Annotated in this window: 11 protein-coding genes; 1 reads left to right on the top strand and 10 read right to left on the bottom strand. The window is 37.1% G+C overall.

Features of this window, described 5'->3' with window-relative positions:
• Nucleotides 1–45: 45 nt before the first annotated feature.
• The 10 genes from DRF61_RS10870 to DRF61_RS10825 all read right to left on the bottom strand — a co-directional run bounded on the left by DRF61_RS10870 (nucleotide 46) and on the right by DRF61_RS10825 (nucleotide 11,459).
• Entirely contained in the window at nucleotides 46–1,374 is a 1,329-nt protein-coding gene (locus DRF61_RS10870) for a hydroxymethylglutaryl-CoA synthase family protein (protein ID WP_111956856.1), read from the bottom strand.
• Between the two features lie 149 nt (nucleotides 1,375–1,523).
• On the bottom strand, nucleotides 1,524–4,034 hold the full coding sequence (locus tag DRF61_RS10865) for a M1 family metallopeptidase (RefSeq protein WP_111956854.1): 2,511 nt from the start codon (nucleotides 4,032–4,034) through the stop codon (nucleotides 1,524–1,526).
• Between the two features lie 11 nt (nucleotides 4,035–4,045).
• A complete protein-coding gene (locus DRF61_RS10860; RefSeq protein ID WP_111956852.1) occupies nucleotides 4,046–4,276 on the bottom strand; it encodes a hypothetical protein in 231 nt (76 codons plus the stop codon).
• 1 nt (nucleotide 4,277) lies between these two features.
• Entirely contained in the window at nucleotides 4,278–5,600 is a 1,323-nt protein-coding gene (locus tag DRF61_RS10855) for a serine hydrolase domain-containing protein (protein ID WP_228452630.1), read from the bottom strand.
• A 198-nt stretch (nucleotides 5,601–5,798) separates the two neighbouring features.
• A complete protein-coding gene (locus DRF61_RS10850; RefSeq protein WP_111956851.1) occupies nucleotides 5,799–6,593 on the bottom strand; it encodes a thymidylate synthase in 795 nt (264 codons plus the stop codon).
• Between the two features lie 164 nt (nucleotides 6,594–6,757).
• Nucleotides 6,758–7,198 (bottom strand): hypothetical protein, encoded by a 441-nt coding sequence (locus tag DRF61_RS10845; protein ID WP_111956850.1) that lies wholly within the window; start codon nucleotides 7,196–7,198, stop codon nucleotides 6,758–6,760.
• Between the two features lie 159 nt (nucleotides 7,199–7,357).
• A complete protein-coding gene (locus tag DRF61_RS10840) occupies nucleotides 7,358–8,704 on the bottom strand; it encodes an alpha-amylase family glycosyl hydrolase (protein ID WP_111956849.1) in 1,347 nt (448 codons plus the stop codon).
• Nucleotides 8,705–8,978: 274 nt separating this feature from the next.
• Nucleotides 8,979–9,569, bottom strand: a complete 591-nt coding sequence (locus DRF61_RS10835; RefSeq protein ID WP_111956848.1) for an IS1096 element passenger TnpR family protein — start codon at nucleotides 9,567–9,569, stop codon at nucleotides 8,979–8,981.
• A 134-nt stretch (nucleotides 9,570–9,703) separates the two neighbouring features.
• Nucleotides 9,704–10,735, bottom strand: coding sequence for a sensor histidine kinase (locus tag DRF61_RS10830; RefSeq protein ID WP_111956847.1), 1,032 nt, complete (start codon nucleotides 10,733–10,735; stop codon nucleotides 9,704–9,706).
• A 46-nt stretch (nucleotides 10,736–10,781) separates the two neighbouring features.
• Entirely contained in the window at nucleotides 10,782–11,459 is a 678-nt protein-coding gene (locus tag DRF61_RS10825; RefSeq protein WP_111956846.1) for a response regulator transcription factor, read from the bottom strand.
• Between the two features lie 197 nt (nucleotides 11,460–11,656).
• Between DRF61_RS10825 and DRF61_RS10820 the strand changes: the two genes are divergently transcribed.
• Nucleotides 11,657–14,257: a TonB-dependent receptor plug domain-containing protein gene (locus DRF61_RS10820; protein WP_111956844.1), complete on the top strand. Its 2,601-nt coding sequence runs from the start codon at nucleotides 11,657–11,659 to the stop codon at nucleotides 14,255–14,257.
• Nucleotides 14,258–14,274 lie beyond the last annotated feature (17 nt).

Below are 14,274 nucleotides of genomic sequence, written 5' to 3'. Positions count from 1 at the left end.
TTTTCAAGAATATCAGAATAATTTATCACCACATATAGGCAAATTTTAATCCTTATAATGATAATATCTGGCTCCTTTCAAAACAGGATTATCAGTTTCTACTGAGGTCAGTCCAAAACCTTTATAATCTTTATTAACGGAAGTCTGAAGCTGTTTTCTATGAAGCTTTTCATAAGTTACAAAATCAACAGCAGTTCTGTTTTTTAAATTTTCAAATAAGTTCCATTTTGAAACAGCTGCCTTCCAGTTTTTGGAGATTCTTCCGGCAAAAACTTTAGATTTCGAACCGCTGCCATATGCTAAAAAGCCTATTTCTTCACCTGCCAGCTCTTCTCCTTTGTCAAAAGCGACCTGTATTGCAGAAAGGAATGCCATAAAGATGGAAGCTGTATACATATTCCCTATTTCTGAGGAGGCCCGCTGAGACCTTTCGATCTTTTCACTGATAAAATTGAGATAGTCTTCAGATTTCGCAACCGTTTTCTGCTCGTCAGAAGTTTCATAAGGAAGTCCCTTTTCCAGGCTATAAATTTCTGTGAAGACTCTTTTTCCGTGGAAAGCATACGGAAGATGGAAAATAAGATATTTCCAGGCCTCATAAGGCTTATCTTTTCCTGTAATTTCTTTATAATGCTGGTAAGCTTCCCTGATCCTGTCCTGATAGCATTGGTTTGAATACTGCCCATCAAAAACAGGCTCATCCGTAAAGATCTCAATTTTATCCGGGTAAGTTTCCGGAGCTGAATTCAGATCTTTTTTACTGTAGGCTCTTCTGGGCTTAAAGAAATCAAAAACGCCTTCGGCAGCTACTCCCCAGTTATTTTCAATCTCCAGAAGATCCGGTTTTGATGAAACAAGCAGGGCCACTGCACCTCCTCCCTGGGTATATTCACCAGAAGAAGCCAGCTCGTATTTGGCATAATCGCTGGCAATAACTACTGCTTTTTTATCGGGATTCACCCTTACAAAGTCAAGGGAATTATGAAGGGCATCTACCGCTCCGATACAGGCGAAAGTCATATCCACCACATCGCAGTTCCTGAAACATCTTTCGCCAAATTCTTTTTCCAGAACTTTCTCTATCATCTGCATGGCGTAGGAAGCCGTAGGTTTTGCAGCATCCAGGGCACTTTCAGTTCCCAGATAAATCCTGGCTATATCTTTAGGATTGAGATTATGATCTCTGATCAGTTTCAACAAAGCTTCTGCTGCAAAGGTAGCGGCATCTTCATGAACATCAGGAAATCCCATTTTATGCAGTCCTAATCCTTTTTCCAGTTTTGCAGGTTCAATTCCTCTTTTCTCCGCCAGGTCTTTGATTTCTAAGTACAAAGACGGCACATAATAGCCCGCAGCCTCAATTCCAAAAGTCATTTTATTCTTAATTTTTATACGAATTTATAAAATGATGTTTGAATAAGCCCTCATTTCTAAGGCATAATTTGTCTTTTAAATACAAAAATCATAAAAAAACCGCTGTTCGATACAGCGGTTTTATATTCTTGTCAATTTTAATGATCTGTTTATTTAAAATCTTCAATCGCTTTATTGATGGCATCAATCTGTTTGTTGATGCTTGCAGCATTCTGAGGATTCTGTCTCAACAGTTCCATTTTTTTACTTAAACCGTCTTTCAGCATCTGGGAAATCATCATTTTTACCTGAGGATTATCTCCCATTTCACCTTTTGCATGGCTGATTATTTTGGTAATGTTCTCAGTAGCTTTCAGATTATCTGAGTTCATAATCCAGTTATATCCTTCTTCTGCAGATTTACCCAATTCCGGATTCTGGAACTTAATAAATGGATAAAAGGCTACAAGCGGAGTGATATTGGACATCTGTGAAGTTACTTTATTCTTTACAATCACCGGAAGCAACTGGCTCAATAATTCGTCTGAAGCCCCTTCAAGGTCAATTTTATCCGCCAGTGTATTAGCTTTTGACGGGTCAATAGCTACAACAGCGCTTAATGAAGTTCCTTTTACAGCATTGGAGACAGCGTTTACTCCTTTTTCAAAAATTGGAAGATATTTTTTATCCTTAGTTTTAGCTAATGCAGAAATGGCAGCAGCCTGAACTAATGTTTTCGGGTCGTTGGAAGCTAATTTCTCAACATCTGCCCCCAAAGCCTTCATCTGTTCAGGATTTGAAAGATCCACCAATTGAAGAGCTTTGATTCTTGTTCTGAAATACGGATCTTTTATTGCAGCAGCCAGTAATTTTGTAGCAGCAGGGTTTTTGCCTACCTGATCTTTTATAGCGGATAAAGCTTTATATCTGCTCTTAAATTCTTTGGAGTTGGTGAACTGCAACAGGTTCTGCTCCGGAGTTTTGGTGTCTGTGATATCTGCCAGTAAAATTCCGTCTGCGTTGATGTTCACAAGATCAGGAGTTTTGGAAACATCAAAATTAAATGTATTCTTCGCTTCAGCATTTACCCATACGTTATATCTTTTCGGCTTTCCGTTGTCATACACATCAATAGCAAGAGGAAACTCGAATGGCTGCTCCTGGGTCTGGTTGATCGTTACGGCTACCTGTTTTTTTACCGGTTCGAAAGTAAATGAGTAATTGATCTTTGGATTTCCGCTTCCGAAATACCATTGATTGAAGAACCAATTCAGGTCTTTCCCTGAAACTTTTTCAAAGGAAAGTCTTAATTGGTGTGCTTCTGCATTCTGGTACTCATTGGTTTTCAGATAGTCGTTCATTCCGGCAAAGAAAGCATCATCACCAAGATAATTTCTCAGCATGTGAAGAATTCCACCTCCTTTCTGATAGGTCACAAGATCAAAAACATCTTCACGGGAATCGTAATTGAATCTCACGAGGTTTTTCTTGAAATCAGCAGGATTGTGGATATACATATTCACATCGGTCATCTGGTGGTAGTCTGCCTGGTCTTTTCCATATTTATATTCATTCCAAAGGTATTCGGAATAATTCGCGAAAGATTCGTTTACGGTAAGGTTGCTCCAGCTTTCTGCCGTCACAAGATCCCCGAACCAATGGTGAAATAATTCATGGGCAATGGTATCTTCCCATTTGTTTTCATCGATCAGCTGCCCCGGCTTCTGAAGGATATCGCTTCCATGTAGGGTTGCTGTTGTATTTTCCATGGCACCACTCACATAGTCTCTTCCTGAGATCTGTGCATATTTTGCCCAAGGATAATCATAACCCATCTTTTTGGAGAAAAACTCGATCATTTCCGGAGTATTTCCATAGATCTGTTTAGCATAAGGTTCGTATTCTTTTTCGATATAATAATCTACCGGAATATTTTTCCATTTATCTTTAACGATGGCATATTCTCCTACGCCCATGAAGAACAGATAAGTGGCATGTCTTTTATCCATTACCCAATGGTCTGTTCTTAAATTATTTCCTTCTTTCTGTGAATCTTTTAGAATTCCGTTGGAAAGCGTTACATATTTATCAGGAACGGTCATATAGATCTCCTGGGTAGTCTTCTGATTCGGTTTATCGATGGTTGGGAACCATGCAGAAGAAGATTCTGTTTCCCCTTGTGTCCAGATTTGTGTAGGCATATCCGGATCCTGTCCCTGTGCATTGACGAAATAAAGACCTTTGGCATCATTGATGGCCATACTTCCTTTCTGTTTTACTTCATTAGGTCGTGCGGTATATTTGATGTACACCGTATATTCCTGATTTTTCTGATAGGTTTTGTCCAGATTGATTTTCAGGATGTCATCTTTATATTCATATTTCAGAGGTGATCTTTTTCCGTTGTTGTCAAGAGCTACTTCATGAATCAGCATTCCTTTTGCATCAAGTGTCAACTCATTGGAAGGGTAGAAATACGGAGAGGCTGTCAGCCATTCTTCCCCTCCCATCTGTTCTTTCTGATAATCAAAATTGACTTTAAGCTTGGTATGTTTAAGTTCCGTTACTTTTGTGTGTGTGGCTCTGTAAGCCTTTTCCCTTCCTGAAGTTTCGGTCTGTGCTGATACGTTCGTGGAAAAGAAAATTCCGAGTATAGCAATGGACAAAATCGCCTTTTTCATGTATTACTGTATTATTTTTTAGAATTATTTTTTGTTATTATATCAAAAATATCATTAACTAAGGTCTCGTAGTCTCCTTTTTTGAGCTGTTCCTTGGTTTTGGCAAAAGCTTTTTTCAGTTCACTTTCGGGGTTTTCATCATCAACGATCTCTGCCGAAGCTACACCTTTCAGTTGTAGAACTGCATTTTGAAGTGCTGCAAGGTCTGCATTGTCTTCTGTATTGATTTTTAAATATTTCATTTTATTGTTTCTTAAAGGTAAAATTATTGGCTCCTTGTGAGAAGTCCATAGTTGCTTTCTCAGCATTGAACTTCATTTTAATGCCTGCCATTTCAAACTTAAACTCGCTTTCAGAGACTGCTTCCAGTGGAAATGCGCCCTGTCCTGTAGCCTGCCCCATCAGCTTTCCTTCTTGCTGAAATATTTTTATATCCAATGGAAAGCCTTCTGTCTTGTAAAGCCCTTCATATTTTTTCAGAATTTCAGCTGCTACAGAAACTTCTTTAAAATTAGGCATTTTAAAATCTTTTCCAATAGCTGTCTGGATCATTTTGATCGAAATATCGTTATTATCATAGTCTGATTGATTGGTGATGGCACTCACTGCTACTTTCAGCTCAGGAAAATAATACAGTACTGATCGGAACTGATCAATTCCCCCGTTATGTCCATACCCCGAATATTTTTCAAAAGGTACCTGTGCAATTCCATAGCCATAGCCGTCGATAAAATTTTTCATCCGGGAAAGGCTGGTTTTATTGATGAGCTTTCCGTTTTCCAGAGCCATGATAAACTTCAGAAGTTCTGTAGGGGTAGAAATGATATTTCCTGCACCAACAGGAATGCTCATATCTGTTTCCTGCCACGGCTGATAACTTCCACCGGAGTAGGTATAGGAAAGCGCCTGGTTTTTGGAAGGATCAATCTTTCCGCCCACTTCCGTCAGTGTTAACTTCAGAGGATTTGTAATTTTAGCCTTAAGCAACTGTGCATAAGTTTTTTTATAGACCTTTTCCAGTATAAAGCCCAGCAGAATATAATTTGAATTGCTGTATTCATATTTTGTTCCCGGAGAAAAATCGCTTTTGTATTTTTTGATGATTGACACCAGGGATTGTTCTGTCTGAGCTGTTGTATTATAGCTCCAGTACTCCTGTTCATCCGTTAGATTATGAATTCCGCTTCGGTGCTGTAAAAGATTTTCGAGGGTAATTTTATCTGCATTTTCTATTTCCGGATACCAGGTGGAAAGTTTAGCATCGAGGAATAGCTTTTTTTCTTCAACAGCCTTCATCACAAGTACTCCGGTAAATGTTTTTGAAATGGAACCTATTCGGTATTGGGTATTTATATTGGCTTTCTGCTGTTTTGCAACATCGGAGAATCCTGTAGTTTTCAGAAAAGTAGATTGTCCGTTTTCTGCAATAGCAAAACTTCCCATGACTTTATGATGAACAGAAAGTGAATCAAGATAATCCATTAATTTCTGTTTGTTTGCACTTTGAGAAAATGCCATACATGAAATACTTGCTGTCGCCACAAAAAACAGTTTTTTCAGAATCATATTATTAATTTTCCAATCAGTAGTAAAATTAAGGATTCTGTTACAACAGTACGTACCGGAAAGTTATCTATAGTCTTCAGAAGAAATCAAGATTTCTCAGTTGTGACATCATCTTATGTTCATCTTTGCACAAACTGTCTTTTTTTTGAGATAAAAAAAGTGAAGACCTTGCTTCACTTTTATATTTCATACGATTAATTAAATTGCCACAGGAGCTTTGATTCCCGGATGCGGATCATAATTTTCCAGGGTAAAATCTTCAAAATTAAAACTGAAAATATCTTTTATCTCAGGATTCAGCTTCATAACCGGAAGTGGTCTAGGTTCTCTGGAAAGCTGCTTATTGACCTGTTCAAAATGATTGTTATAAATATGAACATCTCCGAAACTATGAATATAATCTCCTACTTCCAGATCGCAAACCTGAGCCACCATCATCAGCAACAAGGCATAGCTTGCAATATTAAACGGTACTCCAAGAAATACATCAGCGCTTCTCTGATATAACTGCAGTGACAGTCTTCCATCTGCTACATAAAACTGGAACAAAGCGTGACATGGCGCCAGGGCCATATTGGGTATTTCAGCGGCATTCCAAGCGGAAACGATCAGTCTTCTTGAATCGGGATTCTTTTTGATCTGGTCTATTACTTCAGTGATCTGATCTACTATTTTTCCATCGGCTCCCTGCCAGCTTCTCCACTGTGCGCCGTAAACAGGTCCCAGGTCACCGTTTTCATCAGCCCATTCGTCCCAGATGCTCACTCCATTGTCGTTGAGATATTTGACATTAGTATCGCCATTCAAAAACCAAAGCAATTCATAAATAATAGATTTCAGGTGTACTTTTTTTGTAGTCACCATCGGAAAGCCTTTTGACAGATCGTATCTCAGCTGGTACCCGAAAACACTTCTGGTTCCGGTTCCCGTTCTGTCCGTCTTGTCTGTTCCATTGTCTAAAATATGCTGTAAAAGTTCCAGGTAGTTCTGCATTTTGAGAGTGCTTTTTATGGTTCAAATTTAGAAAAATTTAAACGATTTACGGGTATCATGGATCATAAAAAAGCATCCATTTCCATGAATGCTTTGTTTATTAGAGTCTTTGATCTTCAATCAAAAGAAGTAAATTTTACCTTCAAAATTCAAACAGAATAATTCTACCAGATATGCTGAATAGTCTGGACCATGCTATTAATGGCAAAAGTCTCCCCCTCTTTTTTCCCTGACATGGCTTTCACAAGGGGTGATTCTACAGAAACTGTCATCACTTTTTGTTTTTCAGAAGTAATTTCGCCCACAGATACGGCAACATAAAACAAACCTTTATCTGTTTTGACCAAAGCTCCGATCTGAGCTTTATCTGAAGGTTCAACTGATATTTTTTGAATCACAGATTGCTGATTTAAAGATTCATTAAGCTGCCGCTGAAGGTTATTGATTTCCTGCTGAAGCATTTCGCGGCCTGTTTCATATTTGTCGCCCATGGAACTTTTGGTATCATTATTAGAAGCGCGGGTTTCTGCAATCAGGTTTTCAAAAGATTGTATTTTTTCTGTAAGCTTTGCTTTTATGATGTTTAATAATTCCTGTTTGTTCATATCATGAAGTTTCGTGTAAATTTTGGCTAAAACCGGTTGCAAATATGCATAAAATAAGCGGGCTAAAGCCCGCCCCTATTGAATATTTTAGAAGATTAATATTCTTTTAAAAATAAAAGGAATATAAATATTTCTGATTTTTAATGTTTAATTTCTGATTTATTTTTCAAAAACTGCATAGTCTGAAACTTTGAATGTGAAATCTTTCCCGCTGTCAAAATCTCTTTTGGTCTTGTCAAAAACATTACGGAAAACTCCTGAAAGATTCTGGTCCTCAATGGTAAAGTTTACAGGTTCTTTTGACATGTTCAGGACTACCAACACTTCATCTTTTCCGTTCTTTCTGACGTAAGCCAGAATTTTGTCGTTGGCTGTGGTATTTAAAAGATAGGTAGATACGTTGCTATCTCCGCCTCTTAATGCAGGATTGGAGGCTTTCAGTTCCAGCAAAGTTTTATAAAATTCTGCCATCTGGTAGGTATTGGTCCATTTGATGACATCTTTTTCAAAAAATTCAAGCCTTTTCATATTGGGAAGTTCCTGGCCTGAATATAACAGGGGAATGCCATTCCATGTTGCAGAGAATACAGCCATAGGTTTGGTTATTGTTCCATACTTTTCGTATTCTGTTCCGTTCCAGGAATTTTCATCATGATTGGCTGTAAACCAGGCTCTCATGGAAGCATCTCCGATATTGGAATATTTTTGCAACAAATCTTTAAGTTCCTGAAGAGGCTCATTTTTCTTATAATAGTCTGCAGATTTATGCATCCATTTCCATGAATAGCTTGCATCAAATACTTTTCCGTATTCGGGGCTCTCGATTTCATCAAATTCTCCCAGCCAGAAAAGAGGCTTTATTTTTTCGACTTCCGGGCGTGCCTGCTGCCAAAAATCCACTTCTACCCAAGAGGCAAGATCGCATCTGAAACCGTCAATTCCCGTTTCCTTTACCCAGAATTTCATGGCATCTATCATCGCCAATCTCATTTCCTGGTTTTTGTAATCCAGCTCAATAATATCATCCATTCCTGAAGCAATATGAAATTTTCCATCAGGATCTTTCAGATAGAATTCCGGGTGTGTTTTTGTCCAGACATGATCCCAGCCGGTATGGTTGGCCACCCAATCTATGATAACTTTAAAGCCCAACCGATGGGCCTCGTTCACCATATGTTTGAAATCATTCATGGTTCCAAATTCGGGATTAATGGACGTGTAATCTGAAGCTGCATACTGACTTCCAAGGCTTCCCTTTTTGTTTTGCTGGGCAATGGGGGTTATGGGCATGAACCACAGGATTTTGATTCCCATTTTTTTCAGACGTGGCATTTCTTTTTCAAATGCTTTAAATGTGCCTTCCTGTGTATATTGTCTTAGGTTTACTTCGTAAATATTGGTCGTGTGCTTCCATTCCTTCGGCAGATCCATAGTGTTTTGAGTGTTTTGAGTGGCACAGGAAATAATTCCCAGGCCAATTATTGCTAATAGAATTAATTTCTTCATTCATCTATTTTTAGCAAAAGTAAGGAATGTTTTTTTGTTAGAAGCAGAGAACGTGAAGAAGTGAGAAAGGTAAAATGTGAATAGTCAATGGTGAATTTTGCTTCGCAAAGTAATTTAAGTTTGAAAAAGTGAACGATGAATAAGAGGCTGTTTATATTTTTAAAATCTCGCTTAAAATTCATGATTCACTTGCGAAGTAAAATTCACAATTTACCTGCAACAGCTGACATAAAAAAGCCCCGGACAGAATCCGGGGCCTTATATTGTTCAGATGTTATCTTTCATCATCGTTATCATCATCCTCTTCGAAAACATCGTCATCGTAGTTTTCTTCTTCTTCATCATCGAAACTGTCGTCATCCTCATCTTCAAAATTTGTACTTCCTCCAAAGTCATCCTCGAAACTGAAATCATCATCCATCAATGGCATTGCTGATCTTTTCTTGGATCCTCCGCCTTTGCTTGGTGCCTTTAACGGAACGTTTCCAAATCTGTATACCGTAATAGGATAATTAACTCCTTTTGTTTCTTCGATGATTTCTACAAGCTCACAATACAGTTCCCAAAGATCAAGAAGCCCATACTGGAACTGAGCTTTGTCGCCTACATTTCCAAAAGCTTCATCAATGTACACGTCCGACATAATTTCGCCATCACCATCGTCACTCATATCTTCCAGGGGAACACTTTTAATTATTGTTCCGTCGTCTTCCAACATATTAAAAGTGGAAAGTTCGTCTCCTTGCAGACTGAACGCACTTTTAATTCCCAAATGTAAGTTCCATAGTGATTGTTTTCCCTTTACTTCAATATCACGGAAAATATCCTCTTTCGCATCTAATATTACGCGGATCTTGTAAACCATATCAGTTTCTTAAATTACTTTTTTGCCTTAATTATTATGATAAATCTCTGTTGCAAATATATAATAAATGACATGTGACAAAAAAATATTTCAGGATTTTTTAAAATATTTTTTTTTCTTACATTTTACCAGAATTATTTGCTTTTTTCAAGCATGAAACTGAATTTAGTGCCTTCAAGATAGACACTTTCTACGGTAATATTTTCGTTATGGGCTTCCAGAATATGCTTTACAATAGCCAGCCCAAGGCCGGAACCACCTTCTCTCCTACTTCTGCTGGTTTCGACACGGTAAAATCTTTCAAAGATTCTCGGAAGAGCTTCAGCTTTAATTCCCATTCCGTTGTCGATCACCTCAATCAGTACCTTATTTTTAAGAACACTGGTTTTTACAGCTACTTTTGCTTCCTGCCTGTTGGCATAATGAATGGCATTGGAAATCAGGTTAATGAAAACCTGTGAAATTTTCTGCTTATCGGCATCTACAAAAATCTGTGGATGAAGGGTCTGGATCTGCAGGGTGGCATTATGTTTTTCTGCTTCAAATTCAAGAAGCTCAAAAATTTCTTTGATCAGAAGGTTAACATCAAATCTTGATACCGTAATACTGATCTCTCCTGCCTCAAGGCGGTTGATCATATCCAGGTCTGTAACGATTGCGATCAGCCTTTCTACGGATTTATCTATCCTTTCCAGATATTTATCTCGGATGGTAAGATTGTCAACACCTCCGTCTCTGAGGGTCTCTACATATCCCTGAATGGAAAACAGCGGTGTTTTAAGCTCATGGGAAACATTTCCGATATATTCTTTACGGTAGCTTTCCATTTCCTTCATCATATCGATTTCCGTTATCTGCTGCTGGTTAAGATCGGAAAACCTCTCACCCAGTTCTTTAATGGTAATATTCTCGTTATTGTCATGAACAATTTCCTGCGGAAGCATTTGTGAAAGACCGCGAACCTGCTTTTTCCCGTAATAGTTGAAAAGAAGCTCGAGGACCACATAATTGATCATAAAAATGAGGATGAGGCAGGTAAAAAGGCCAATCTTAAAAAAAGGTGTCTGGTAATAGATATCCTTCAGTGAATCAAAGATGATCACTAAAAGAAACATCACCAGTGTCAGAAGACACGAGGCGACGAGTGTAAGTCTGTAAAATTTCAATTTTACAAGTTTTTATAGGTTTATGTAAAGGTAGGAATTTAAAGTATTAAACGATAAGCTTATACCCGATTCCTTTTAATGTCTGGATGGTATTAATTCCCAGTTTTTCTCTCAGTCTTCTGATGTGGACGTCAATTGTTCTTTCTCCTACGATCACATCATTGCCCCATACTTTTTCCAGAATTTCTTCTCTCTTGAATACTTTTTCAGTATTTGAAGCAAGAAGATAAAGCAAATCAAACTCTTTTTTAGGAAGAAGGAACTGCTGTCCGCTTTTGGAAACTCTGAAATTGTCTTTGTCGATCACTAAATCACCAATTTCAATCAGTTTAGCATTATCAGAAACCTGAGAAGTCAGCTTCAATAAAGCATTCACTTTAGAAATTAGAATTTTCGGCTTGATCAGCTTTACGATGTAGTCATTGGCGCCGGCCTGAAATCCTGCCAACTGAGAGAATTCTTCGCTTCTTGCAGAAAGAAAGACAATAAGTGTTTTCTGCAGCTCTTTTACTTTACGGAGTTCCTGGCAGGTTTCGATACCATCTTTTTCGGGCATCATAACATCCAACAGAATAAGATCGGGAATAATCTCTTTGGCTTTATCTATTCCTTCGTTACCGTTTGTGGCTGTATAGATATCATAGCCTTCTTTTTCCAGGTTGTAAGACAGAATCTCTAAAATATCCAGTTCGTCGTCTATTAAGAGTATTTTCTTTTGGTTCATTTTCAATTTTTACAGAGTCAAAGTTAATAAATTTTAAAGCACAGATGAACAAATCTATTATCGTTCATATAAAGTTAACAATAACCTGCTTTTATTAATGTTTAGTTAAAAAAAAATTAAAACAACCTAAACCATTTACCCCACTAATCTTTTATTCCTTTGCACCGAAAGAATCTAGTAATAAAGTAGGTAAAATAATGAAAATTAATAAACTTAGCATTGCAGTCATATTTTTATCCGGATCCATGTTTTACGCTCAGGAAACGAAGCAGGACACGATCATTAAGGAGAAAAAAATTGATGGCGTAGTAATCCAGGGAAGCAGCAACAAGAAAACTGAAACTGCTGTATTAGGAGAACAAAAAAAAGCGGTTATTCAAAAGCAGGCTGTAAGTGCTGAAGAGATTTCCAGAAAAGGGATCTCCAACGTGGAACAGGGACTTACGAAAGTAACAGGAATCACTACAGTAGAAGGAAGAGGTCTTTTCGTTAGGGGTCTTGAGGAACGATACAATTATTTATTGATCAACGGTCTTGGATCACCTTCCAACAACCCATTCCAAAAGATTATTGCCCTGAAGCAGTTCCCAACAGATGTGGTAGGAAAATTAAATATTTATAAAACTTTCAACTCCAACCTTTACGGAGATTTTGCAGGAGCAACTTTTGATATTGAAACACTAACGATCGACAAGCCTTTTACGAAGGTAGAATTCAGTGTAGGGGTAAATACTTTAAGTACATTCAGAAATAACTTTAAAGTAGCTGAGGGCTCGCAGGGTATTAATGGATATTTAGGTTTAAATTCCAGGGACAGAAAACTACCAAACGAGGTTAGAGACTCAAGACCAAGTAACTATAGATTTACAGCAAATGAATCACTAAATTCTTTTAAAGATTCGTGGAATGTAGACAATGTAAAAACAATGCCTAATACAAGTATTGGATTTACGACTGTACAGAAAACAAAAATGGGTGAAACAGGGAATTTAGGAATTTTATTCTCTTTAAACCAGTCAGCAAAATATTCATACAGAGAAGGAGATAATAACCAATTTAGAAATAATGGCTCTACAATAGAGCTCAGCAACTTATTAACTAAAAAAGATTACGAATATGAAACAGAATCTTCAGTTTTATTAGGATTGGGCTATAAAAATAAAGGTACAAATGTTAACCTGAATGCAATTTACCTACAGAACTCATCCAATATTATTGAGGATTTTACCGGATTTAAAAATGGCCAGGTTCTGGATCAACGTTTCTTTAGAACGAATCAGCAGGATATCTCAAGATTTTTGGATCTACAGTTAACTGCGGCACAAAAAATCGGAGAACGCCATCAGTTTAAGGCGGGGGCTAGCTATGTAATCAATAGTTACAGCCAACCGGACAGAAAGATCTTTGAACTTAGCCAGCCTGAGGATTTTACCCATGCTTTAATTTCATATGGAGGTAATAGCTTTATCAGACAATATTTGGATGTCAATGGCCGATTTTATGGTTCAGCATTTGGAGAATATTCTGTTTTATTAGGAGAGAAAGGCGATCGAAAGGATTATCCATTACAAGTATCTATCGGTTATAATGGCTTTACAGATATAAGAAAGAATTCATATCGCTTTATTTTCGGTAACCCAGGAACCGGAAGCTCTTCTGTTTATATCAATGTCGACCGTCCTCAAGATGCTTTAAATACTTCCATTAAAAATAATCAACTTTATTATAATGAAGGTAGTGATTCTTATGCTTATTTATCTAACATATATCAGTTTGTAAATGCTGGATATGCTAATATTAATTACAAGCCTACTGATACTTGGGATATATTATTAGGTGGCAGATTTGAAAATGACATGAGAATTATTAGGTTTAACAGACCTGGTAATTCAAATAGAGAAAACCTAACACCAAATAAAAACTACTTTTTGCCTTCGCTCTCTATAAAAAAAGCCCTAAATAATAAAAATAACTTAAGATTATCTTTAAGCAAGACCATTACCCGTCCTGTTCTTATTGAAACAATGCCTATTGAATATATCAATCCCGATAACTCCTCTATCCTTGGTAATGCAAATATTCAAAACAGTGAAAACTATAATGTAGATCTAAAATGGGAATATTTCCCAACTAACAAAGAAATGTTTGCTGTTAACTTATTTGCCAAGAGAATAGACAAGGCTATAGAGCGTTCTATGGCTCCTTCAGCCAATGCAAGTGGTGCCGTTATTACATTTTATAATGCTGAAAAAGCTACTCTTGCAGGAGTTGAGCTGGAAGGTATTCTTAACTTAGGCAGATTTTCTGAATCTTTAGATAAATTTACCTTAGGAGCTAATGCTACCTTTATGTATTCTGATGTAACAAGAAGTGAAGATCAATTAAAAACTGAAAGACCACAAGGCTTTACCAATGATCAGCTTCATAAAAGAGGCTTGCAAGGGGCGTCTCCTTATACGATCAATGCTGATCTGAAATATGAATACAAAAATTCAAAAAATTTCAGCAAAACTTTCTCTTTGGTATATAATGTATCTGGTTCTAAAATTTATGCAGTAGGCGGTTCAGGTGCAGATAACTATTATGAAAAACCGTTCCATCAATTAGACTTTGTTTATCAAAATCAAATTGATAAGAATTGGAACATAAAAGCAGGAGTACAAAACATTCTAAACAGTAAATACCGCGTTGAATTAGGAGATGACAGTTATTATACTGTAAACACAAACAGTATTTATTCCTTAAATAATTATTTCAACGGTGTAACTTTTAATTTGACCGTAGGTTATACCTTTTAAAAATTAACTTATAAAAT

It is taken from the genome of Chryseobacterium lathyri (assembly GCF_003290185.1).
GTDB classification, from domain to species: Bacteria; Bacteroidota; Bacteroidia; order Flavobacteriales; family Weeksellaceae; genus Chryseobacterium; species Chryseobacterium lathyri.
This window is presented reverse-complemented; position numbering and strand designations above follow the sequence as displayed.